The following is a 25,143-nucleotide window of genomic DNA, read 5'->3' as shown; positions in this document are numbered from 1 at the left end:
CACCAAATTTCCACTTTCATTCTGCTGTGATATGCAAATGCCTCATTATTTAAAAGTTATGCTTATCTTTGCCGGCTAGTGTCTTATAATATAAAAACAGAAAACAAGAGCAAACAATATGAAAGAACAAACAAATTATGACTATGAAAAATACGTTCAGATAGCACAAATGGCCAAAATGGGATGGTGGGAGTCAGATTTGAAGAATAAAGAATATATCTGCTCTGACTTTATTGTTGACTTACTCGGCCTTGAAAGTAACCGCATCAGTTTCACCGAATTCCACCAAAGAATACGTGAAGACCACCGACTGCGTCTTAAAAATGAATATATGTCTCTTTCTTATCTGGAGACATACGAACAAATGTTCCCAATCCGGGCAAAAGACGGGGAAATATGGGTGTACTCTAAGATTAATTTCCAAAAGCCCGATAAAGAGGGATATAGGAACATGACAGGCTTTCTGCAATATATTGACAGACCGATCGATACTACGAATGGAAACATTGATTTCTTTCAAGTGAGCAATTTGCTTTACCAACAAACTAATATTTCATATTCATTGCTTGCTTTTCTGCAATGTGATGATGTCACTCAAGTGGTTAACAAGACGTTAGGAGATCTCCTTCACCAATTTTTGGGCGATCGTATCTATATCTTCGAAATAAACAGAAAAGAACAACGCCAGGATTGCACTTATGAGGTTACCGCCGAAGGAATATCCAAGGAACAGGAGTTCTTGAGCAATATTCCCTGGGACCCTTCTACCTGGTGGAATCATCAGATAGCTGAAAGAAGGGCTATCATACTGAACACGCTGGACGATATGCCCGAAGAAGCTGCGGAATATCGTCAGACGTTGGAGATGCAGGATATCAAGTCACTGATGGTAGTTCCACTAATCTCTAAAGAAGAGGTATGGGGCTATATGGGAATTGATATGGTAAGAACGCAACGTAGCTGGAGCAATGTGGATTATCAATGCTTCTCCTCTCTTGCTAATATTATCAGTATTTGCATCGAACTACGAAAGTCGGAGTTACAGGCCAAAGAAGATCGTCTTGCTTTGGACAACAGCGAAAAGATATTGAGAAACATCTATGAAAATCTTCCGGCAGGGGTCGAACTTTACGACAAAGACGGTTATCTAATAGATATTAATGATAAAGAACTTGAAATATTCGGCTTGTCTGACAAGCATGAGGCATTGGGAGTTAATCTGTTCGACAATCCCAATATTCCTTTAGAGGTTAAAGAGAGATTGAGAGCGAAAGAAGATGTAAACTTCTCCATCAATTATGACTTCTCAAAAATAAATCAATATGTAGATAGCCGGAGAAATGGGATTATTAATCTTACCACTAAAGTTACCGCTCTCTATGATTCTCAAAATCGATTTATCAACTATCTGTTTATCAATATCGATACGACGGAAACGACCAATGCATACACCAAGATACAGGAGTTTGAGAATCTGTTTCTTCTAATCGGTGATTATGCCAAGGTAGGATTTGCTCATTTCAATGTATTGACAAGAGACGGGTATGCCCAAGATACATGGTACAGGAATTTGGGAGAGAAAGAAGGTATTCCCATGCCACAGGTTATCGGAGTATATGCACATGTCGTTCCTGAAGATCAGGCTGTTCTGAAAAACTTTGTAGGCGAAGTGAAAGCAGGAAAGGCAACCAGTTTGCGTAAAGAAGTTCGTGTATGCAGGGAGAATGGTAAATATACATGGACCAGCATTAACGTTATGGTCAGAGATTATCGCCCACAGGACGGTATTATTGAGATGTTGTGTATCAATTATGACATCACACCTTTGAAAGAGACTGAACAGAAATTGATTATTGCCCGTGATAAAGCGGAAGAATTGGATCGTCTGAAGTCGGCTTTTCTGGCTAACATGAGTCATGAGATCCGTACTCCTCTCAATGCTATTGTCGGCTTTTCCAGTCTTCTGGCAGAAACGGATAGCAGAAGCGAACGGCAGGAATACATTAAGATTGTGCAAGAGAATAACGAACTTCTCTTACAACTGATATCGGACATTCTCGATCTTTCGAAAATCGAAGCGGGAACATTCAATTTTGTATATACCAACGTGGATGTAAACGAGACTTGTTCTGAAATTATCAAATCAATGGGAATGAAAGTAGGTAAAGGTGTTGAACTGATTCTGGAGGAACCATTTCCGGAATGTTATATCTATACGGATAAAAACAGATTCACCCAAGTAATCAGTAACTTTATAAATAACGCCTTAAAGTTCACCCAGCAAGGCAGTATCACTTTGGGATATGAACAAGTATCCCATCAGAAAATAAAATTCTATGTGCGCGACACCGGAATGGGAATACCGGAAGAAAAGCAAAAGAGCGTATTTGAACGTTTTGTGAAGCTGAATACTTTTGTTCAGGGGACAGGACTGGGACTTTCTATCTGTAAGAGCATTGTTTCCCAAATGGGAGGAGAAATTGGCGTGGATTCGACCGAAGGAGTAGGTTCCTGCTTCTGGTTTACACATCCGTACCACGCTGCTGACTAGATTGACTATATGTGAAAGGGGGTATTCAATGAATGATGGTTAGTACTTATAATAACGAATAACTTCCAATAAGGAAAAAGAATTGTACCTTTGCATTTTATTATTATCATAGTTATGCAAAAGTATATAGAAACACCCCGTCTGATTCTCCGCGACTGGAAAGAAGAAGACATCCCGTTTTTTGCCCGTATGAATGCCGATCCGAATGTGATGGAGTTTTTTCTTAATTCATTGTCATCGGAAGAATCATTTGCCTTTTATCAGCGTATTCAAAATGAGTTCCAAACCTGTGGCTTCGGTTTGTATGCCGTAGAACGAAAAGAAGATCATGCTTTTATGGGCTATACCGGACTACATCAGATTACATTTGATGTTGACTTTGCTCCGGGCATAGAAATAGGCTGGCGGTTAGCACACGAATATTGGGGACAGGGTTATGCTCCTGAAGCTGCAAATGCATGCTTGGAGTATACGCGCAATAAAACGGATATAAAAGAACTCTTTTCTTTTACTTCCCTTCTCAACCAACGGTCAGAACGTGTAATGCAGAAAATAGGAATGGAACGAGTGAGGGAATTCGATCATCCGCTTGTCCCTGGTGAACATCCGTTGTGCAGACATGTGTTGTATCACATCAAATTTTAAAAAGCTATTGACTTTGCCCTTTTTATTAGCTATATTTGCAATAACCAATTAGCTGACAACAGATATGATATATACAAAAATAAAACAAAAATAAAGACATAAAGAGATTTTTCAGAAACGTATTTATGTTTCTGAAAGAATAGAAACGGGGTGAAATCTATGCAGATTTCATCCCGTTTTGTTTAATATATTTGATGTCATTTGACGAATTCCTGTGAATATCGTTTATAATAAATACAAGAGACGTTTATAATAAACTATTTTACTTTTTATTATAAACGTTCTATGAGTTTATTAGCATCTTGTATGAGAAAAAGAAAACAGCGTAAAGGCCGAAACAACATCAATGCGATATATACAAATATATCTATACACTTATAGTAATGAACGACCTTTACAACTTGATTTTTTATAACTATTCAAAGTTTATTCCTTTTCTCATTTCAGTAGTGTTTCCACCATTACAGGAAAATGATCTGAAGAGTACTTATTATACTTTATATCATCATCAATGGTGTGATAAGAAAGTATTCTTATTTTTGGAGTCACAAAAATAAAATCTATGCGCTTAGCTGTTTTTCCAGTTTTGTCATAGGCATAAAAACTACCGGACGGTCCTTTAGGAGGCGTCAGAGTACATTTATATGAATCCAGTAATAAACTATCTTTCAGTAGAAGTTGTATCGGTTCTTCGTCCGGAGTGGCATTAAAATCACCGGTGCAAAAGGTCGGTTTACCTTTAGCGATTTTCCTTACCTGTTCCAACAACATGAACGAAGATTGTCGTCTTGCTTCTGTTGCTTCATGATCCGTATGCGAATTAAACACATAGAATTTCTTCCCAGTCCGGAGGTCTTTAAAATATCCCCAAGTGCAAATCCGGCGACAACGTGCTCCCCAACCATAAGAAGGTATATCCGGAGTTTCCGAATACCAGAAATCACCATGTTTCAACACCTTAAAGCGATCTTTTTTATAGTAAATGGCACAATGTTCTCCTTTATTATCCCCGTCACGATCACGACCGATATAAGAATATTCGTTCAGAATCATCATATCCTTTAATTGAGAGGTACGCCCTTCCTGTATGGCAAACATATCAAACTTATTCCGTCGCACAACATCTACCAACGCGTTCAGACGGACTTCCCAAGCCCTATCCCCCTTGTCTCCTTTGGTACGAATGTTATAAGATGCAAGGCGAATAATATCTTCCGGTTTCGTTTTGTCTAAGTTGGAAGATTTTGCCGGAAGACCTCCGGCAAAAAGTAAAATCAAAAGTAGAAAATAATATTTCTTATTTATAGAACACTTCATATTACAAATCATTAAATATCAATTTATTTACTCCATTTAAATATCGGGTAGCCGTTGCCTCCTTCTTTCCAAAGAGAAGAATCCCAGTTTATGACAGTGTTTTTCAGCTCGTTAGCAGATTTAGCTACTCCCTGGAAACTACTACCGGACGGTGATGTCTCATCTGAAACGGTAAATGTAGCCTCTCCTGCTTTCAAAATCATACCGTCATAAGCATAGCAGTTTTCATAAGTAGCATTGGCAGTACCTCCGACTATACGTCCCACCTTTGCTTTATTGGTACTAACCAACATACTATTCCAAGCAATACAATTTTTTATGACTAGTTTACCGCCATCCACTTTGCCGACTATACCTCCGGCATTTCCTCCACCTATGGCATTGATATCACCACTAGTATAACAGTTTTCAATACTGCTTCCACTGGCATTGCCATTCACCCTTCCGATGATTCCACCGGCTTTACCTGTATTGTTAGCAATTTGATCAATAACAGTAGCACTGGAGTAGCAATTTTTGATATATCCCGAACCACCAAGTACACCGCCAATTCCACCTGCTGCTCCCGACCCCTTCAGTACTCCGGTAGTATAGCAGTTTGTTATCTTTCCAGTATAATTCTCTGCACCGGCAGCCAATCCTACATAACCGGCTATGATGCCAATACCAGTATTCGGAGATGAGATATTTGCATCCACAAATCCCACATTTCTACATTCTCCACACAATACCCCGAAGAAGCTTCTATATGTGCCTGACTCACAAGTAAGGTTTTTAATTACATGATTGCGTCCATCAAAATCAATCCATTTATGGTAACCATTAGCATCATTTAGAGGCGCCCACTTGATCTCCTGCATATCAATATCCGCACTCAAGACAAAATAAGTCGTTTGTTTTTCAATGAGGGCTTTGCTCATATTCTGAATATGGATAGCATTAGCAATCACATAAGGATTATTTTGAGTTCCGTCTCCATTGGCAAAATCTCCTTCCGGTTCGTTGTCATGTCCTCCATAACTAGCATAATCTTCTCTATCCAATTGCCACTCTAAAATAGGGAATCCCATATCTATATTCCCAACATTATGCCATGGGTTCCCCCAATTAGCAATGCTATTCTGCAAAGTCAGAGCACTTTCACTCACTCCATCATATTTTCCTGTCGAAACGGAACCTGCATTATCCTCTGGAGTAAATCCTGTACAAATCATATCCTCCCATGCATAACATTCAGATGCGACGGGATCCGCCTGATGTCCATTTTCACCTTGAGACAAAACTCCACTGATACGTCCAGATCTGGCAGCAGGACCTGTTATTTTCCAGTTCCAAGCAACACAGGACGTAATTTTAGCTCCTTCGGAAGGAAGTGCAGCAATACCTCCCACTGAATTGGCTCCAATTAATACACCTGTAGAATAGCAATATGACACCTCGCTGTTTTCATACATAGAACCTACAATACCTCCACATTCATCTCCTGTAGATATAACCTCTGCTGTGGAATAACAGTTTTTGATATAACAAATCTGTCCTCCATACGGTCTACCCATACGGGAAGCTATTCCACCAGCATACTTTCCTTTCACTTTTCCGGAGACGTAACAGTTTTCCACCTGCCCTGTCTTCTCTACAGCGTTCGGAGCTTTCACTCCGATATAACCGCCGATAACCCCTGCCCCACTATTAGTAGCTGCTTCTACATGGGCATTATAGAAACCGACATTTTTACAAGTCCCGGCCAAAATACCGAAAAAACTGGCATACGCTTTGTCTGTACAGGTGAAATTCTTTATAATATGGTTATTTCCATCAAAATAGATATAATAGTCACCGTTTGAGTTCAATGGTTCCCAATTAGATACAGACTTCATATCAATATCAGCCCCTAACTGGAAATAAATCATCTTTCCTTTCACCAAGGCTTCACTCATATTCTGAATCTGTATCACATCCATAACGAGATAGGGTTTGTTCATTGTTCCATAACCTTTTTCAAAAAGCCCGCCTGCTCCGTCACCCTCGTCTCCGTCATCTATGTCTGTGTTTCTATCCGGCGGAATACGGCTATAGGAATCCATCGGATTAAAATCAGAGCATGAGAAAGCTAAAACAGCCATCCATAAAATGGTCCAATATCTCATTACCGAGTATGTACTTATATGATAAAATTTGTTTTTCATAATCTTCATTTTTTATTTTAGATTTCTACTACAATCACCATAGGATAATGATCGGATAAAGAACTGACAATAGTGCGGGTAGAAAGCACCGTAGCATGTTTCACAAAAATAAAATCAATTCTGGTCTTTTTAGAAGGAAATGTAAAGAGAGCTCCGTGTTGAACGACCGCTTCCCGATACGCATCTTTTAATATACCACTTTGGCAAATCGTAGTAGCTATTTCGGGAGCATCAGGAGTCGCATTAAAGTCGCCGGTACAAAATGCGGGAGTATTGTCTTTTGCTTTATCGGAAACTGCATCCACCAGCATTTGACATGCCTGTTTTCTGGCATTATCAGCCAAAGGCATGTGAGTTTCAAAAAGATAAAATTCTTTTTGAGTCTTGCTATCCTTGAATTTTCCCCATACACAGAAACGTTTGAAATTTGTTTCATCCCATCCGTTGGAAGGAATGTCCGGAGTTTCGGAAAACCAGAAACGTCCGGCATCCAGTAATGTGTAGCGGCTCTTCTTATATAAAATGCCACTCATCTCTCCTGCCTTGTTATCGTCATTTCCAGTGTCACGACCATAAGCGAGAATCTGATAATCACTCGCAAGTTGAGTTCCTAAGTAGGAACGTTGTTCCCAACTGGCTTCTTCGAATCCACAAATCTCAAAATCGTAGTCTTTGATTAATTGTGCCACACGTTCCCGTCGGTTAGTCCATCCTGTACCAGTCTCCACTTGTAAGTTATAAGTTGCTACACGCATGGACGTTTCAGTCACGGGGTCTTCGTCTTCCTCTCCATCTCCTGTATCCCACGTGAAATCAGGATAGTACAATGAATTGTCTTTATTATCTTCACAACTGCTGGCAAAAACAGAGAATATGAAGGAAATCAATGTATATATTACTATCTTTTTCATAAATCTATTATTTATATCTTTTATACTTGTTATTCATTCCATCCCGGATTTTGGGTTACGACACCGTCAGATAGTGTTATTTCCTGCCTTGGTACCGGATATAGATAATCACGGTTCTCATTCCAGGTACGGTCGATCCAGCTATAGCACAACAAATTGCCATAATTACCTTCTGACAATGAGGTGCCGCTTCCATCGGAAGCCAATTTTACATACGTCACACTTCCAACATTGGGTTGCGAAGATGTGGTGTAGAAACAGACATCATTTGTTCCGTCTCCATCAATATCATACGCTTTATTGATAGCTGTAGCAGGAAGATAAAATCCTTTAAAAGATTGGGCCATACATTGCCCCTCTTTCCAGCGCATCAAATCATAATAACGGAAGCCTTCCATGACTAGCTCTATCGCACGTTCCCGGCGGATTTCCAGAATCACCCCTTTGTTATCTCCTGTGACATTCACATAACCGGTTTCCGGAGCACACATATAAGGGTCCGGAGCAAGGTTTGCTGCGTTCATATTCAGTTTTCCCGTAACTCCTGCACGCGTCCGTAATTTGTTTACCGTATTGTCGATATCAGTTTGCGTCAGTGTGCCTAATTCTGCCTTTGCTTCGGCATAGTTCAAATAAACTTCTGCCAATCTGAATAGAGGAAGGTCATTGCTTGAATCACCTGTATAGTTCATATTATCATTTGCATATTTCAGCAGGTGGTATCCGGTCATCGTGACATTCATATTTATATTTGAAGTACGGATTGTTTGCGCTAAACGCGGATCACGATTGACTATTTCATCCTTGAACTCCATTGTTGCATAATTGGGTTGGTCGGTGAAACGGTTGCCATTCTTCATTAAATAATAATTGACCAGTTTTTTCGAAAGTCCGGGACGGCCTAATGTCGGAGAATTCTCAAATGCCTGTACTTTATGAACCAGACTCAAATCATTATTATAATCTCTTGCCAATATGATTTCCGCATCAATCGCATTCTCTGATTTAAAGAGATTACGATAGGACTGTGAACCGGATTGATACAATGAATATCCTCCGGAAGCAGTCATGATTTCATTAGAGGCACTTACACAGTCATTCAAGTATTTCTCATAATCACCCAATCCATGGTATTTACGATAAGTACCTTCAAATAATCCTACACGTGACTTCAATGCCTGGGCAGTCCACCAGGTTACACGATAAAGTTCTTTTGTACGGTTGGTTTCTTTAAAAACCTCTATGGCAAAATTAAGATCTTCCATTATCTTTCCCATCACAAATTCGCGTGAATCCCTGGCTTTGTATAAATCAGCATCATCCGAGCCGAGTACTTTATCGTACCAAGGTACATCTCCAAAACGTTTCACCTTTTCGAAATAGAAATAAGCACGGAAGAAGCGTGCCAGGGCTTCATATTTGTCGCGCACTTTCTGGTCTTTACAGTTTCCCAGATTATCCAATAAAAAATTAATTGATCGCAGTGCACTCCAACTCCATCCTCCACCCGTTTCCGGAATGACACGTTGTCCGCTCACTTCATCGTCCAAAGGTGATACGATCAACACATCAGCATTATCCTTGTAAATATCGCCATCACCCGGGAAGTTATTCGAATAGAATTGATTACTGTATAATTGTAATTGCTCTTCATTCGTAAAATAATCCTTAGTCGTCAAGCGATCTTTCGGATTTATATCCAATATGCTTTCACAAGAAGCAAATAACAACGACAGACCAACAGTCGCCCACAATGTATATTTCATTATTTTCATACTATATTCCTTTATATTCGTTATTATCAGAATGTTATATCTACACCAAAAGAGTATGTCTTTGCCCAGGGATAAATATTCGCGTCACTTTTACTTGTTTTCCAGCTGTTACTTGCCGATGCTTGTTCCGGATCAATATAATCGGAATGTAGCTTAGTGAATGTCAGCAAGTTCTCACCACTAAAGTAAACACGTATTTTCTCGAAACCTATTTTAGAAAGCCATTTATCCGGCAATGTGTAACCAATAGAAAGATTCTTCAACCGACAATAAGCGAGGTTCTGCAAATACTTAGTATTAACCACTGCCAATTCACGATTACTACCGAGAGCCACATATCCTCTGGGACGTGGGAAATAAGCATTTGTATTTTCTTCACTCCATACCTGGCTCATGAAATCGGAAGGAATAAAACTAGTGTATGGTCGGGAATAAGGTCCCCAAAACATGGACGTTTCAGCACCAGGATACCAATTTTGTTTGCCAATGCCCTGAAAAAGAACTGAAAAATCAATTCCATACCAATCTGCAGAGATTCCGAAATTATAATTATAGCGCGGCAATGAGTTACCGATCACTTTCATGTCTTTCCGGTCATTAGCCGATGTTGTCTGTTCAATCTTGTTGTTACCATCCAAATCGACAAATTTGAGGTCACCGGCATGAAGTCCATTATCCAAAGCGCTTGCATTAATCATTTGGTTAACGAACGATTGGTCCACTTTATAATTCCTTGCTTCTTCATCCGTTTTAAAATATCCGTCTACTACGTATCCCCATATTTCGCCCAACTGCTGTCCTTCGTAAGGATCAGTCAGCGTCCGGTTGGGATTATCATATTTTGTCACTTTGGAGGTGTTATCTCCGATACCAGCCATTATCCGGTAGTTGAAAGGCTTGCTTGCCAAAGTAAAACTATCTCCCCAAGTAATAGATGCTTCCCACCCTTTCGTACGCAAGTCTGCCACATTCATTCTGGGAGAAGAGGCACCATATACGCCAGGCAAAGTCTTTCCTGCCATCAACATATCTTTGGTATCACGAATATATGCATCAAAAGATACATTCAAACGGTTATTAAGAAAACCCAAGTCCAAACCTATATTTTTTGTGATTACAGTTTCCCAGGTCAAATCGGTAGAGTTCGGAGCTGACTCATAGGCATAATCGCCTTTCGTAGTATCTCCGAAAGCATAGTTCATTACCGCTCCGGTATTAATCAGTTGCAGATAGTCATAATAGCCTACTGTTTTCTGATTTCCCAATGATCCGTAAGACAGTCTTAGTTTCAGATTACTTACATAGTTTTTGGCTTGTGTAAAGAAGGCTTCTTCACTGACACGCCATCCGGCAGAGAACGACGGGAAGAAACCGAAACGATGTCCTCGACGGAAACGGGAACTACCGTCATAACGTCCGCTGGCTTCAAATAGATAGCGGTCTTTATATCCGTAATTCAAACGATAGAAAAAACCAAGAATAGCATATTCCTCTTGTCCCCCGGTTATGGATATATCATCACCTTTTGCCAGGTTAAAATCATCGAGAGATTCAGAGAGCAACCCGTTACGTTTCATTCCCAGTTTCTTGAAATACTTATAATCATAGTTACCTCCCACAATGACCTTTACAGAATGTGCATTTGCGAAGGTATTGTCATACGTCCCGTATAAGTTGAAAGTCTGGCGTATCTGGTTGTTTTGTATTTCCGACAAATAATTGCCTCTGGTACGTCCGTTATCCATTGTGATTGTTTCTCCCGGATTTCTGGAGTATAACACATCTACGGAACGATTCAAATTCTGCTGGTTGTAATGCGCCCAGCTGTAGTTTGCACGAACCTCAAAATGTTTGATGGGTTTCAATACGGCCTCGAACGTAGTTACAAACTCATATTCACGATCCCGGTTATGGTGACCGCCATTCAATAATACGGCACTAACACCATCTGCCACTTCTCCTGTGTCTGTCAGACCTGTTCTGTAAACCAGGGTTCCATCCGGATGCATCGGCACAATACTTGCCAAAGCATGCCGCCCGGCTCTGCTGAAAACATCATTTACTCCCGATAGCCCCGGATAAGTATATTCAGAATGATAATAAGAGGTATTGTTACTTAATTCAAACCAGGAAGTGATATTAGCGATGATTTTTGAACGAAAAGTATATTTCTTAAAGCGGTCTGAATCTATTCTGATAATTCCTTTCTGATTATAGTAGTTGCCTGATAGCATGTACTTTACTTTTTCGGTTCCTCCCGAAACCGTCAAGTTATGTTCCCAAGTGGGGCGGGTATTATCAAACAAACAATTATACCAGTCAAAGTTGCCGTAATATTTATATTCTCCATTTTTTTCTACCACCCATGGACGGGAAGGATCTTCCACTTTATCATTACGGCGAATCCATAATTCATGGTAATCCTCTTGGGTATAATGTGTATAAGGGACGCCCTGGTATGTTTTGTAGAACATATCATTAATACCGGCCGAATAATAACCACGTGTCTCAAAGTCCGTAGAAGTTGTTGTATCACCAAAACTGAAACGACCGTTATAGCTGACATTGGTCTTTCCTATCTTTCCATTCTTGGTTGTAACCAAAATAACTCCATAAGCAGCACGGGCACCATATACGGCAGCAGCCGAAGCATCCTTTAAAACACTGATGGATTCTACGTCATTGGGGTTTACCTTATTTATATCTCCCTCGATTCCATCAATAATAGTCAGAGGTGCTGCATCCGCACTAATGGAGTTGACTCCACGGATATTGAAGCTTCCCCCTTGTCCGGGACGTCCCGAACTAAAGTTTACGTTCATATTCGGTACAGAACCTTGCAGAAGCTGTGATAAGTTGGCAGCAGAACGTGTCGTCAGTTCATCACCCGAAACGATAGCAACGGCACCAGTCAGGTTTACTTTCTTTTGCGTACCATATCCCACCACTACCACTTCTTCCAGTGTCTTACTATCTTCGCGGAGAACTACTTGGGGCAGATTTCTGCTGGTAGCAGCGTAATTAACCGTAATATATCCAATGTATGATACTGTAATCGTACTGTTTTCGGGGACATTAGCCAAAGTATAACGTCCGTCTACATTCGTTATTGTACCCAAAGAGCTGCCTTGTACCATCACACTGGCGCCAATAATCGGCTCTCCTTTTTCATCGACTACCCGACCGGATATATTTCTTTTGTTCGCATTACTGGTTTGTTGTTCAGAATCCGTAACTTTCTCCTTCAAATAAATTTTTGTTTTTCCGATCTCATAGTTTACGTTAGTACCGAGAAACAAATCATTCAGAACTTTAGATAGTTCCTGATTCTTTGCTTCTACCGTCACTATTCGATCTGGATTGACGATCGTACGGCTATAAGCCACCGTAAGACCAGTTTGCTGTGTAATAGCAGAGAATACTTTCTCCAGCTTTACTTGTTTAAGATTCATTGTCACCTTTTGGGCAGAAGCGGAAACGCTTATGATTATCCCCAGCAACAATACGAGCAGAACTTTGTGTTTCATACTACTTGCTTTGATTAAAGTTAAACTTAGATTTAAAATCTCATTTATGCTTAGTAGACACACAAGTCAAAAAAGCGGGTGAGAAAAAAAAGAGTTTTTTTGCATAAGCCTAATTTATTTCATAACATTCTTATTCTAAAACAGTAAAGGCTGCGTATATACACAGCCTGTCCTCATTCTATTATCTTATCCAGTATATTCTTACTTGTTTCCGTTCTGTTTCATTCGGACTGTCACTTCTTTCCGGACTTCATCATATTCAAATTTTACCGGCGCAATCTTTTCCAAATCCTGAAGCACCTTCTCCAGTATCGTGTTATCCGAGGTCAACGTATATACATATTTCGATGCCTGCTCATCCTCTATCTTAAAGTTTACATTATACCAGCGGTTCAGAACCTTGACCACTTCTGCCAGAGGAGTATCTTTAAAAGAAATTACATTATCTTTCCACATTGAGACTTGTTTTGAATGATCGTTTTTGATTATCCGACACTGCTCACTTTCTTTATTATATATCAGTTTTTCACCCGGCAGTAACGGGTATTCTTTTGCAGAGGAGAGAGTCAGATTTACATGTCCTTCATCCAGACAAATCACAATATCTTTATTTTCCGGGTAGGCTTGTACATCGAAAGAAGTACCCAGTACATGAACAGAAGGTCCGTTCAGATTAACAATAAACGGACGTTTTTTATTCTTGGCTACCACGAAATAGGCTTCTCCTACCAGAAAAACTTCCCGTTTACCCAATCCGAACTTTTTAGGATACTTCAACCAGGAATCCGAATTGATATAAACTCGTGTCCCGTCTTGAAACATCATCTGTATCCGCTCTCCTTTGGCAACACGAATTTCCTCATATTCCGTAGTGCCGAATAAATCCACCCGGGAATTGATCTGTAAATAAAGACCTACCAGGAAAATAACGGGAATCAAGATTGCAGCCACACGGAAGCAGATACGTTTGATCTGTTTACGTGATATGTTCTTTTGGATTTGGTGGTACATCTTTTCTGAAGGTATAATATGGTCCACATATATTTCTGCCGTTTCGGCATTTAAACATTCCGCCTCCCGGATCATCACAGCATCCAGATAAGTATTCCCTTCTTTTGTGGCAAACCATTCCGCCACAAACTTTGCATCCTCCGGTGTAGCAACTCCGGCAAGCACTTCTTCTATTTGTTTATCAGTGGGTCGATTCATTCTCTTTTTATCTTAAATAGTGGACACTTAAATATGTCATTAGTGTGACAAAAGTAACAATTATTAGCATTTTACTTAAATGAATACGTAGCATTTTCAATGCTTCCGAATAATGCGTTTTGACTGTATTAACAGACAGATTCATCCGTTCGGCTATTTCCTGATTCGTTAGTTCCTCTTTCACTTTCATCAAACAAATACTACGTTTCTGTGGCGAAAGCATATCTACCGCTTTATAAAAAGAGGCCATCAATTCTTTCTTCTCCAGATTTTCTATCAGATTATCTTCGTAGACAGGCGTCGATTGTGCTATCTCATAGTTCTTGCTGATTGCACTATTTTCATTACGAATCAGATTTAAGACATGATTTTTCGTCATAGTGAACAGATAGTTCTTAAGGCTGATTCCTACATGTAGTTCCGACCTAAATTCCCATAAACGGGCAAAGACATGTTGCACTACATCTTCTGCCATGTCTGCATTCATTAAATAACGGTAAGCTAATACATATAGCAGCTTATGATATCTGTCATAAGCCTGTGTAAAAGCTCCTTTATCTCCTTTTTCTATGAAGGAAAAGAGCTTCTCGTCATCTGTATTAGTGTATTGAGCTGATTTATCTAACATTCCTTGGATTTTGTTTAATTGTTTTTCCAAAAGAACAAAAGGCGTATTACAATTAAGTGTCTTTCACAAAACAAAAGTAGTAAAATTTAGAAAAGATGATGCATATTCCAATAAAAAAAGTCCCCGATTAACAATCCCCCACTAAAAAGAGGAACCGTTAATCAAGGACTACTCCACTAACTAATTAACAATGTATTATAAATGATAGGTAACAATTCTTTCTTCGGATGAATCGATCCAGAGGCGCCATACTCCTTCCGACACTTTTTCCGGTGTTCCGATATTTGTTTTGGGTGGACGACGGCTTTTGATGGTTAGATAGCCTTTCCCTTCTGTTGCTTTCACTTTCATCGTTTTGCTGTTCATATAGACATGGATATTGCCATTCGGAGTGGGTACAGTGCCTTCCATCCATTTCAATCCTCCCAACACAGGAGCAATAGCAAACTCTTTATATCCTTCTTTTACAGGTTTTACTCCCAAATAATATTTGCCCAACAGGTAGATAGGACTCGCTCCCCAGGCATGGCACAAACTCTTTCCATAAGGACGGCCATACATGGCAAGATGTTGCGTTCCGGTTTCTTCCGGGTTATATTTCTCCCAAAAGGAGGTAGCGCCTTCCTTCAACATTCCACCCCAATAGCTTTTCATTTCTTTCATTACAGCATCCTGTTCGCCAAGAGCACAAAGTGCTTCCAGTTCGTAAAAACGCATATAGGGAGTCGTTATTTTCAGAATACTGTCATTCAGCAGAACAGACTGTTTGATGGCTTGTTGCTTATCTTCATTCAAATATTGAAAGAAGACAGAAAACATATTCGCATAGCGGGTGACCGCATCACTTTGCTGACCGTTGACACAGTTATGTACAAATGCCTGTTTCTCGTTATTCCAGAAGGCAGGTTCTAACTTTGCTTTCAAAGCAGCAGCCAGTTTCTCGTATTTCTGTTTGCCATTGGCATCTCCAACCAATTCCGCACACAAAGCCATCGTTTCCAGACTTCTGCAAAATAAGATTTGTTCAAAAGAGAGTTCGCCTTTCTTATCCAGATAGCCGTCTGCCCAGTCCACAAATACCCAATCGCCGGTCATGCCTTCTACCATGCCATTCTTATTGGTACGTCCCAACACATAATCCATCATTGTTTGCATACGTGGATATAGTTGGTTGACAAAATGGCGGTCGCCACTATACATATAATAGTCATATACGCTAAGGAACCAGTAGAAAGTATAGTCCATGATTGTATTACTGTGGCTGGTCACAGGGTCCTTGCCACGAAGTAACCAGATTGTACGTTTGACGGACTCGTTATCAAAGAAAAGATAGTAGTTCATCAAATAACTTTGGATAGCATCGCCACTCCATACCCAACGGTCACGTTTGATACCGTCAATGAAGAATTCGCGGGTAGTGAGATGCATGGTGTATGCACCAACTTCCCAAATACGATTCAGTTCTTCATCATTGCAACGAAAATTTCCGCGGTATTCTTCAGGAAGATATTCATATTGCATGGAGACTTCTCCAATCTGTACACCCGGCTCGTGAGTTACATAGACATAGCGGAAGGCTTTACTGTTCTCCAATGTATATTCGTTTTCAGAATTACTCAAGGGAGAAGTGCTGCGGATAGCAAGGTCGGTCACTTGTCCCGGTTCGAGCAAGAGTTTGTCCAATGTTTCGCAATATGCTTTATCTTTTGCTTCTTCCGGGCTTTCACCATAATAAATTTCTATTTTTCCTTTTCCGGAAAGATTCTTCAATGTGATAAATCCGAATGTTTCTTTTCCAAAATCATAAAGGATACCTCCTTCGGGCTGTTCTGACTTCGTAACAGGTTGCTGCGGTTCACGCATCAGACTGAATTGGGAAGGACGTTGGGTAGCTCCGTCAAAGTTCCAGCATCCGGCATCCATATAGATAGTGGCAGATGTGTCACTCGCTTTTCCGCTCTCGTCAATCCATTCTTTATCTTCGTAAGTCACACGCCAGGAAGAGTCTGAATTCACTGTTTTTCCCTTCACATAAATAGTGGGAGGAGTAGCCTGATTCCAGACTTTAATGTTCAGATTATGTTTTCCGGCCGGAAGCAACATGGTTTCCGGCATACCGAACTGGAGCTTTCCATCCAGTTTGACGTTGTACTTTCCTTCGGCAGCAATAAAGATCTCTTCCGGCTCGGAAAGATTCAGTTGCTTGCTGAATTCTACGACAACATAATGACTGTCCGTTTTCCAAAAAGGAGGAAAAAATGCACCTCGTTCTGTACGACGGTTATTCATTTGATTTCCCAGCCAGATTTCGTAGTCTCCCGGATACCATATCCAGGTCTGGGCAAATGTGCTGCTTGCCAAAGACAAGGCACTAAGCAATATCATATATTTCTTTTTCATTATTCTTTCTATTACTAACAAACTGAATCGTAAGAAATAATTCGTTCCACAGTGGTTGACGTTTAGTTCCACATCTGTTTCCCTTTAGTTCTACAATTGTTTTCCTTTAGTTCCATATCTGTGGAACGAATCACGTATTACAGTTAAATGACTTGTCAATACCTACTGGATATTTAGTAAATCCTTATATCCTACTTCCAGTCCCGCACGTTCACGAATAACACTATCCACCTTCGGACCATTGTTTTCCCATACATTTCCCGGACCATTGGCATTTTGCAGATACTTCTCTCCTTCTGTCCAATTATCACGTACAGTAATAAAGGAAGAACCTTCATCCGTATAAAGATAGAACCAGTGATTAGGGTCGTGTACATACCCCGGCTTATAAATACTATGCACGCAATTCTCCGTTACATAACTTTTCGGCTGCGAACCGAGTGTGTAAATACCTGCCACATCATACATGTGTTTCGCATAATGATGAATCAGATTGGCATGTACTCTGTTATTACGCATACAATTCACAGTTTGCGTCCATCCCCAACCAAGACTGATACCACTATAAGGCACTTCACTGATTTCATTATGCTCGATATTGACGTCCCCTACATATCCCGCAGCAATGGCAAGACATCCCCAATCTTCATTACCTATTTCCGTGAAATAGCAATTATTGATTTGTTGCTGTGTGCATACTTCTCGACGGTCAGCAGGGGCGTATGGCAAATGCGTTTCATGGGCAGCCGGAGAAAAACTACCGACTAACAGACCATTTCCGGCAATATCGCGGAAGAGACAGCCACGAACAACACCACCTTGCACCGCTTCTTCATAATCCAATCCGGTTGAGCCTAAATGCTCGAATCGGCAACGTTCGAAATCAATCTGCCTTGCAGCAACCACACGAACAGCAGCTGCGGGACGTCCCAACCATCCTTGGTTATCCAACGGATGATTCAAGTAATCCCGTTGCATTTTCGGATCAATCCGGTAACCATCTGTCAGATACATACCTGCCTGAAGAGGTACATGTCCTTTTTCTGACGGACGCATCCACGTAGTATAGGAAAAAGTAATTTTCTCGAAACGAATATGACACACAGGACGATCCACAGTTCCTTCCACCCGTACTAATGTCTCAACAGCAGGTACGATCACTTTCGCCTCCTGCATCTTCTCTCCTTCCCGTGGATAATAATATATCTTACGGGCATCTATATCATGATACCATTCTCCGGGTACATCCTGCAATTCGCGGGCATTTGTCAGATAGAAAGCAGAATTATGTCCGTCTGTCGTCACCATCGGACGCGGCCAGGGATGCTCAAACTGAATCCGGCTTTCCGGTTGATGAAAACGTATTGCCGCGCTATCTCCCTGCACTTCAACTGAACGAATCCGAAGATTGGCAACACACCACATCTGATGTAATACCATCTCGGCATATTTAGCTTTCAAATTCCCTTTATTATCAATAAGTCTGCGAATGGAAACTACAGGTACATAAAGAATTTCATTCTTCTCATCCACACTGCAAATGCGATTCATCTTTTCGAAATCCTCCACATCACGGGCACGAACTGCCTTTTTTCCATTCACCCACAACTGGCGGAAATCCAATGGACGTCCATTAAATACCGGTACATCTGCTACCCAAACTTTCCCTTGCTTCTTCCAGCCATTTATGCTGATTCCTCCACTCAATATCACCTTTTCACCGCCTACCGAACGAATGATTGTGGGCGATTCCTTGGTTCCGCTATCTTCCGGACGGATAAAAACCGGTTCATGGAAGGCATACGTTCCACCTTCCATATAGATTGTGATTCCACCTTGAATACGGTTATCCTCTGTCCTGCGCCATTCTCGTGCTTGTCGCAAGGCAGAAGTCAGCGTGGCTTTAGGAGATTGACGAGTTCCGTCGTTGAAGTCACTGCCCTTGGGAGAAATCCATATCTCACCAGCCAATAGCCAGTGACTGCACAAGATACATATAGCCGTTACAAATAACTTTTTCATGATTTTTTTTATTTCTGTATACTAAACAATCCGGATTATCTGGCAAGAGGCATCCATACAGTCATTTCTCCCTTTCCTCTGTTCCCCCAGGCATAATAAGGAATCAAGCGGATATTTACTGTCTTTTCAGCCTGAACAATCGGCCGGTAAAGCACTCCTTCCCACGAAGTTGCAGATGCCAGACGTGCCATTCCTTCAAGTGCAACAATCGGACTACCTTTGATTGTGATTTTCTTCGGAGTTAGTTTTATATCAGCGGGAATCAATACATTATCAATCTTTTCCCCGTTTGCAATATCCATACTTTCCAGACAGTAAACCAACGGCCCGCGCTTCACCACCACCTGATTACGAATCTCCTCTGCTAACGGATGAGCTTCGAGCAAACGGACAGGCATATCCATCACCAGCTCCACTACATCCCCCTTCTTCCATGTACGATTTACTTCCGCATACGAATTTGCCTTTGTATTGGTTTGCAGCGGCTGTCCATTCACTGTGAGCGTAGTCTTTTCGCACCATTCAGGAATACGTAAGAAGAGCGAGAAAGCACCTGCCTTACGAGGAACTCTATCCAACGTTACACGTACCTTTCCTTCCCAGGGATAATCCGTCTCTTGTGTTAATGCCAGTTCTCCTTTGTCTTTCCAAGTCGTAGTCAGCGTATTTGCACCATACAAGTTACAGTAAATGCCTTCCGGACTCAATGTGTAGGCGTAATTCTGTGCCTGACACAATGTACGCAATGTATTCGGCGGGCAGCAGAAACAACTGATATATTCCGTCCGTTCTTTCGGCCAGCGAAGCGTGTAAGGAAGATCGGCACTGATACGAAGCGGATTGGTATAGAAATATTTCTTTCCGTCCAAGCTGATACCGCTCAATACACTATTATAAAGACAAGTCTCTACAAGGTCAGCATATTTCGCATCTCCTGTCACTTCCAGCATACGCCAGTTGAAAAGCATATTTCCGATATTGGCACATGTTTCATTGTGTGCTGTATTATTCGGCAACTGATAAGGACGTCCGTAGCTCTGATGTACCTTCTGAATACTATCCGGCTCATAGCAAGTCCCGTCCGGTGATGTTCCATCATAAAGAGCACCGCAAGCTCCGGTCACGTACATCTTCCGAGTGACAATATCATTCCAGATACTAGTCAGATTTTTCATCAATTGTTGTTCGCCTGTCTCGGCATATACATCCGCTACTCCTGCATACAGATAATTTGCACGTACGGCATGTCCCATTGCACGATACTGGTCGCGGAAAGGAATACGATCCTGATTATCATCCGTTCCGTTTTCCACCATACCGCGAATATCAATCAGGTTCTTCGAAAGTTCCAGATAACGGGGATTTCCTGTGGCACGATACATTTCGACCACTCCCATATAATGTGAAGGGCAAATGGCATTACGAGCCAGTTCGGCAGAAGCCGTTTCGTAAAAGTGGCACAGAAAATCCGTTGCTTTTACAGCAGCATCAAAAAGAGTAGTCTTTCCGGTGGCACGACGATGAATAATACCTGCCATCATCAGATGTCCCAAATTATATGTTTCAAAGTTCAGCCGATTGGCAAAAGCTCCTTTTTCATTCTCGTCACCTACTTTCGTTCCGATGACCGTTTGTTTATGCTGATCCCCTAATGCATGAGAGTCAATACCTTTATTCAGTTCTTCGATAACAACAGGTGTATGTATATAACCATCTGCACGTTGGACTTTTACGACACAAGTAATAAAGTTATCCATTAACTTATCCAGTTCCGGATCTTTGTTGACAGCATAGACAGAAGCCACACCCTCCATCCATTTATACATATCTCCGTCATGGAACGGAGGTCCCCAATGTTCACCCTTACACACACCGGCAGCAATCTCAAAATTACGGAAACCGTGAGAGATCTCTGGCGTGTTCCAAGTGTTCCACATACTTTGCAGGGAAGTCCGGCTAAATACCTGAAAGCGATCTCCCCAGAATCCATCTGTCCAATGTACGGCACTGATTCCGGTATTCGCCATCTTCGCAAAACGGCTCTGACTCATATCCGTCAATCCATTGCTTTGCGCAAGTGCTCCCGTAACGGAGGCGGAAGCTAAAAGAAGTAACAGTTTTATCTGTTTCATTAATATGGATAATTTAAAATTTACACAATATCTTTATAAAAAGACGTGATTATCCGTATTTTGTACTCAATAAAACGAAAGCGAAGATTGCTAAGCAACCCTCGCTTTCAGTAAAAAAGATCTGTATTAATCTTTATTTCTTATTTATCAGGTGTATAATTCAACTCCGCCTTTCTCGCCTGCGAATGTTGAAATTGTCGTGCAACCTTATACTCATGTCCGTCTTTTAATAAATAACTCCCTGTCTGCTTAAACCAAAAGCCGACATTCGCATCTATACATTGCTGCCGGATATCCAATACCCACTCGTAGTCACATACTTGGACTTCTTTTCCTGATTCTCCTCCTGCAACTACCTGTTCCACCCACTCTCCCAGCTCACCTCTGAAATCAATCCGACTAAGAAGCGGCTCGCAGATAATGATTTTATGTTTAATAGGGATTTCTTTATAAATAGGTAAACGATAATCCACTCTATCCTGGTTCTCCATCGTGCAGCAAATGGTCACATTGTTATAGCCATCTCCCCAATCGGGAGGCAGACACTGTTGCAACCGGTCTATCCGCTTAGTGATAAAAAGGAAACGAAGATCCTGCCGTATCCGCATCATCTCCCACGCTTCAGCACGCCATTCATCCGCATCTTCAATGAGAAAATCTGAAGTAAAACAGGTATATACCAAATTTCCCGAAGGTATTTTATACGTACCATTCTTTTTACGCTGCAAGGGTAAATCGAACTTTTCTGTCTTTGTCACCACCGAACTGTCTTTTCCATATTTACCATCCGCCCGGTATACATAACAATGACGGCAGCCTTCACTTAATTTGTGACAGCCATGCCATAGATTCCACATTGAAGCTTTTTCACCCATCTTCTTTTTTCTTCAAAAATATATTTAATATTACATATACATAACTATAAAAAGAGTGCACCTTATTCTTTATCAGAAAAAAGGTGCACCAAAACACAAACAAAACAAACAATAGAGCGACCTTCACAGGCAGCCGATCCACGAGGGATCTTTATCTTAATCTGCCCATCTTGACAAGGGCAACATTCACATTTTCAGATCATGTAATTCAGAACATCACAGCAGAAATCTTCGCCCTCATGCTGCTTATATGTCAGATACAAATATTATTATACAATTTGCTCTATTATACCCGATGTCACTTTACAAAGATAACACTATTCTATGTATTTCTATGAAAATGCCCAAAAAGAATTATTCTTTTTCTCATTCCAAACTTTAGCTATAAGCCAAAACATACAAGCTGAATGTCTAAAATTCATCATTTCACATATCGCTCCAGCCCTTCCTGCAGGAACTCTATATATTTTGGAATATCTTCATTGTATGCATAAGATTTATTCAACGGATTACCGTCATTATCCAGCAATACATAAAAAGGTTGGGCATTTGCTCCAAACTTCACCCGTTGCAGATAGCTCCATTTATCGCCTACTGTTCGTAAAGTGCGTTCCGTTCCATTCTCCACAACATTTATAGGCTCATTCAATGGAGTTTTATCATCCACATACAAAGAGATAAGTACATACTTATCATTGATGATACCACCCACTTTACTATCTGTCCATACAGCCGCCTCCATCTTACGACAATTCACACAACCATATCCGGTAAAATCGATCATCACAGGCATTCTCTGTTGTCGTGCATACTCCATACCGATTTCATAATCCTTGAATTTGGGGTGGACCTCATTCGAATATAAATTAAAGTCCTGTGTCATCACAGGAGGAGCAAATGCACTGACAGCTTTCAAAGGTGCCCCCCAAAGTCCAGGAATCATATATACAGCAAATGCTAAAGAAACAAGCGCAAGAAAGAAGCGCCCCACGCCTACCCTGTTTTCATCACCGTCATGCGGAAACTTGATCTTTCCCAATAGATATAACCCCATTAGTCCGAAAATCACAATCCATAACGCAAGAAAGGTTTCCCTATCCAAGATTCTCCAACCATAGGCTAAGTCCGCAACCGACAAAAATTTCAAAGCAAAAGCCAGTTCCAGAAAGCCCAATGTGACTTTAATTACATTCATCCACCCTCCTGACTTAGGCATTGATTTCAGCCACGAAGGAAAAAGAGCAAACAGTGTGAATGGTAAAGCCAAAGCGATGGCAAAGCCTAACATTCCGATAGCAGGAGCAATCACGCTACCTGTCGTAGAAACCTGTACGAGCAGAAAACCGATAATCGGCCCTGTGCAAGAGAAAGACACTAGAGATAACGTAAATGCCATCAGAAAAATGCTTAATAGGCCACTCGTCGCTTCCGCTTTGCTGTCCACTGCATTGCTCCATTTAGAAGGTAAAGTAAGTTCAAATGCCCCAAAGAAAGAAGCTGCAAAAACAACCAACATCAGGAAGAAAAGAATATTAAATACGGCATTTGTTGATAAAGCGTTCAATGCACTGGCACCAAATATTAAAGTAATTGCTAATCCCAGTGTTACATAAATCACGACAATTGAAGCACCATAAGTCCATGCATCCCGAATCCCTTTCTTCTTATCCTTGTTTCTTTTCAGGAAAAAACTCACAGTCATAGGAATAATCGGCCATACGCAGGGAGTGAACAAAGCCAATAATCCGCCAAGGAATCCAGTGACAAAGACATACAACCAAGATTTATCCTCTTGAGAATGTTCTTCACCTAACACCTGCAATTCATTGATTACTGGTTTCCAAAGATCACTTTCCGATTGCTTCTCTACCACATTTACCGGAGCCTCTTCTTTCCCTTTTGCAACTATTAAATCTGCTTCTGCTTTTTTCCCATATTTAAAAGGAATTTGAGTCGGAGGTAAACAGCTCTCATCGTTACAAGCTCCAAACTCCAGAAACCCATCCATAAAGTAATCATTTCCTGTAAATTTCACTTTTTGGATAAACTGTACCGTATCTTCAAAATAGCGCACATTCATCTCGAACATCTTATCATAGATGCTGATTTCTTTTCCAACAGGTTGCAATTTACCCATTGTCTCTACATGATTACTCGCATTGATGTTGAAAGTAGCGGAAATAGGCCCATCATCCCCTAGCCCGGTCGAATACACATGCCATCCTTTCTCTATCGAAGCAGTAAACACGATTTCCGCTTCCGTTTCAGATGTCATTTTCAACTCATTTTTGAACTTTACAGGCTCTTTGATTTGTGCTTGTATATTCCCGATTGTGTACCAACCTACTAATAAAAATAAAATAATTCTCATTTTCCAAGTTATAATCTATTACATAACAATTTTATTTCACTGTTTATATTCTATTGCGATCGCTAATCTCTTATTTCTTTTCTGCATTTCTATATCAAAAAAGGACTCTTTTTTTCCAAATAGCGTACTCATTTACTAACAAAATAGAACGATGTAATAGCTCTATAGTTTAGTTATTTGCCCTGCAAAAAGAATAAGCCCTGTACTCTTCTCTTTTATCATAAATAGGAATGGACGGTCCATAAAAAAATGAATTATATCTTTGTCATCTCCTGTTGAAGTAGCAGGAACTTCTGTTGTAATAGCTGCACTTTCTGTTCCTTCTTCATTTACTTCCAAATAAGTAAACTGTTCCAATGAACTAAGATATAAATTTTCAGATGCCGATATATTTCTAAAATCTGCTAAACCTAAAGTAAAGGCATCTTTCATTCCCAAAACACTCATATCATTATTCAATGGCTTTTGATATTTAAAAGAAAACTTAGGCATTTTAATCTGTAATTTTTGATAAGACATTTGCGTCTCACATTGTTTCCCAGTATCATTTGACAACCATAATAAACTTTCCTCTAATGAACTATTTTCTACTGG

At 40.6% G+C, this 25,143-nt stretch carries 15 protein-coding genes; 2 read left to right on the top strand and 13 right to left on the bottom strand.

What is annotated here, in order from left to right:
- The first annotated feature begins 118 nt into the window (after positions 1-118).
- Positions 119-2,551: a sensor histidine kinase gene (locus tag ACT8YW_RS08605; protein WP_444104636.1), complete on the top strand. Its 2,433-nt coding sequence runs from the start codon at positions 119-121 to the stop codon at positions 2,549-2,551.
- Positions 2,552-2,665: 114 nt separating this feature from the next.
- A complete protein-coding gene (locus ACT8YW_RS08600) occupies positions 2,666-3,196 on the top strand; it encodes a GNAT family N-acetyltransferase (RefSeq protein WP_004296057.1) in 531 nt (176 codons plus the stop codon).
- A 438-nt stretch (positions 3,197-3,634) separates the two neighbouring features.
- Here the strand turns inward: ACT8YW_RS08600 and ACT8YW_RS08595 are convergent, their stop codons facing one another.
- From ACT8YW_RS08595 to ACT8YW_RS08535, 13 genes are all read right to left on the bottom strand, one after another.
- Positions 3,635-4,525 carry an endonuclease/exonuclease/phosphatase family protein gene (locus ACT8YW_RS08595; RefSeq protein ID WP_444104635.1) on the bottom strand — a complete coding sequence of 297 codons (891 nt, stop codon included), beginning with the start codon at positions 4,523-4,525 and terminating at the stop codon, positions 3,635-3,637.
- An 11-nt stretch (positions 4,526-4,536) separates the two neighbouring features.
- Positions 4,537-6,699, bottom strand: a complete 2,163-nt coding sequence (locus tag ACT8YW_RS08590; protein WP_444104634.1) for a hypothetical protein — start codon at positions 6,697-6,699, stop codon at positions 4,537-4,539.
- Between the two features lie 17 nt (positions 6,700-6,716).
- Positions 6,717-7,610, bottom strand: coding sequence for an endonuclease/exonuclease/phosphatase family protein (locus ACT8YW_RS08585; RefSeq protein WP_444104633.1), 894 nt, complete (start codon positions 7,608-7,610; stop codon positions 6,717-6,719).
- 29 nt (positions 7,611-7,639) lie between these two features.
- Positions 7,640-9,385, bottom strand: a complete 1,746-nt coding sequence (locus ACT8YW_RS08580; RefSeq protein ID WP_444104632.1) for a RagB/SusD family nutrient uptake outer membrane protein — start codon at positions 9,383-9,385, stop codon at positions 7,640-7,642.
- A gap of 26 nt (positions 9,386-9,411) precedes the next feature.
- Positions 9,412-12,912 (bottom strand): TonB-dependent receptor, encoded by a 3,501-nt coding sequence (locus tag ACT8YW_RS08575; RefSeq protein WP_444104631.1) that lies wholly within the window; start codon positions 12,910-12,912, stop codon positions 9,412-9,414.
- A gap of 201 nt (positions 12,913-13,113) precedes the next feature.
- Positions 13,114-14,121: a FecR family protein gene (locus tag ACT8YW_RS08570; protein WP_444104630.1), complete on the bottom strand. Its 1,008-nt coding sequence runs from the start codon at positions 14,119-14,121 to the stop codon at positions 13,114-13,116.
- Positions 14,122-14,128: 7 nt separating this feature from the next.
- A complete protein-coding gene (locus ACT8YW_RS08565; RefSeq protein WP_099147388.1) occupies positions 14,129-14,749 on the bottom strand; it encodes an RNA polymerase sigma factor in 621 nt (206 codons plus the stop codon).
- A gap of 195 nt (positions 14,750-14,944) precedes the next feature.
- Positions 14,945-17,149: an alpha-L-rhamnosidase-related protein gene (locus tag ACT8YW_RS08560; RefSeq protein ID WP_444104629.1), complete on the bottom strand. Its 2,205-nt coding sequence runs from the start codon at positions 17,147-17,149 to the stop codon at positions 14,945-14,947.
- A 162-nt stretch (positions 17,150-17,311) separates the two neighbouring features.
- Positions 17,312-19,171 carry a right-handed parallel beta-helix repeat-containing protein gene (locus ACT8YW_RS08555; protein ID WP_444104628.1) on the bottom strand — a complete coding sequence of 620 codons (1,860 nt, stop codon included), beginning with the start codon at positions 19,169-19,171 and terminating at the stop codon, positions 17,312-17,314.
- 35 nt (positions 19,172-19,206) lie between these two features.
- Positions 19,207-21,303: an aceric acid hydrolase gene (locus ACT8YW_RS08550; protein ID WP_444104627.1), complete on the bottom strand. Its 2,097-nt coding sequence runs from the start codon at positions 21,301-21,303 to the stop codon at positions 19,207-19,209.
- A gap of 140 nt (positions 21,304-21,443) precedes the next feature.
- Positions 21,444-22,178, bottom strand: a complete 735-nt coding sequence (locus ACT8YW_RS08545; protein ID WP_444104626.1) for a DUF5131 family protein — start codon at positions 22,176-22,178, stop codon at positions 21,444-21,446.
- Positions 22,179-22,599: 421 nt separating this feature from the next.
- The gene (locus ACT8YW_RS08540) at positions 22,600-24,549 is read right to left on the bottom strand and encodes a cytochrome c biogenesis protein CcdA (RefSeq protein WP_444104625.1); all 1,950 of its coding nucleotides are present in this window, start codon (positions 24,547-24,549) and stop codon (positions 22,600-22,602) included.
- A 162-nt stretch (positions 24,550-24,711) separates the two neighbouring features.
- Positions 24,712-25,143, bottom strand: a 432-nt coding sequence (locus ACT8YW_RS08535) for a serpin family protein (protein WP_444104624.1), incomplete at its 5' end; no start/stop codon positions are given.

The organism is Bacteroides sp., assembly GCF_052357945.1.
Lineage (GTDB): Bacteria > Bacteroidota > Bacteroidia > Bacteroidales > Bacteroidaceae > Bacteroides.
This window is presented reverse-complemented; position numbering and strand designations above follow the sequence as displayed.

Excerpts from the sequence above, each read along its gene's own strand:
- ACT8YW_RS08605 (WP_444104636.1), top strand. The coding sequence starts at position 119 with ATGAAAGAACAAACAAATTATGACTATGAAAAATACGTTCAGATAGCA.
- ACT8YW_RS08600 (WP_004296057.1), top strand. The coding sequence starts at position 2,666 with ATGCAAAAGTATATAGAAACACCCCGTCTGATTCTCCGCGACTGGAAA.
- ACT8YW_RS08595 (WP_444104635.1), bottom strand. The coding sequence starts at position 4,525 with ATGATTTGTAATATGAAGTGTTCTATAAATAAGAAATATTATTTTCTA.
- ACT8YW_RS08590 (WP_444104634.1), bottom strand. The coding sequence starts at position 6,699 with ATGAAAAACAAATTTTATCATATAAGTACATACTCGGTAATGAGATAT.
- ACT8YW_RS08585 (WP_444104633.1), bottom strand. The coding sequence starts at position 7,610 with ATGAAAAAGATAGTAATATATACATTGATTTCCTTCATATTCTCTGTT.
- ACT8YW_RS08580 (WP_444104632.1), bottom strand. The coding sequence starts at position 9,385 with ATGAAAATAATGAAATATACATTGTGGGCGACTGTTGGTCTGTCGTTG.
- ACT8YW_RS08575 (WP_444104631.1), bottom strand. The coding sequence starts at position 12,912 with ATGAAACACAAAGTTCTGCTCGTATTGTTGCTGGGGATAATCATAAGC.
- ACT8YW_RS08570 (WP_444104630.1), bottom strand. The coding sequence starts at position 14,121 with ATGAATCGACCCACTGATAAACAAATAGAAGAAGTGCTTGCCGGAGTT.
- ACT8YW_RS08565 (WP_099147388.1), bottom strand. The coding sequence starts at position 14,749 with ATGTTAGATAAATCAGCTCAATACACTAATACAGATGACGAGAAGCTC.
- ACT8YW_RS08560 (WP_444104629.1), bottom strand. The coding sequence starts at position 17,149 with ATGAAAAAGAAATATATGATATTGCTTAGTGCCTTGTCTTTGGCAAGC.
- ACT8YW_RS08555 (WP_444104628.1), bottom strand. The coding sequence starts at position 19,171 with ATGAAAAAGTTATTTGTAACGGCTATATGTATCTTGTGCAGTCACTGG.
- ACT8YW_RS08550 (WP_444104627.1), bottom strand. The coding sequence starts at position 21,303 with ATGAAACAGATAAAACTGTTACTTCTTTTAGCTTCCGCCTCCGTTACG.
- ACT8YW_RS08545 (WP_444104626.1), bottom strand. The coding sequence starts at position 22,178 with ATGGGTGAAAAAGCTTCAATGTGGAATCTATGGCATGGCTGTCACAAA.
- ACT8YW_RS08540 (WP_444104625.1), bottom strand. The coding sequence starts at position 24,549 with ATGAGAATTATTTTATTTTTATTAGTAGGTTGGTACACAATCGGGAAT.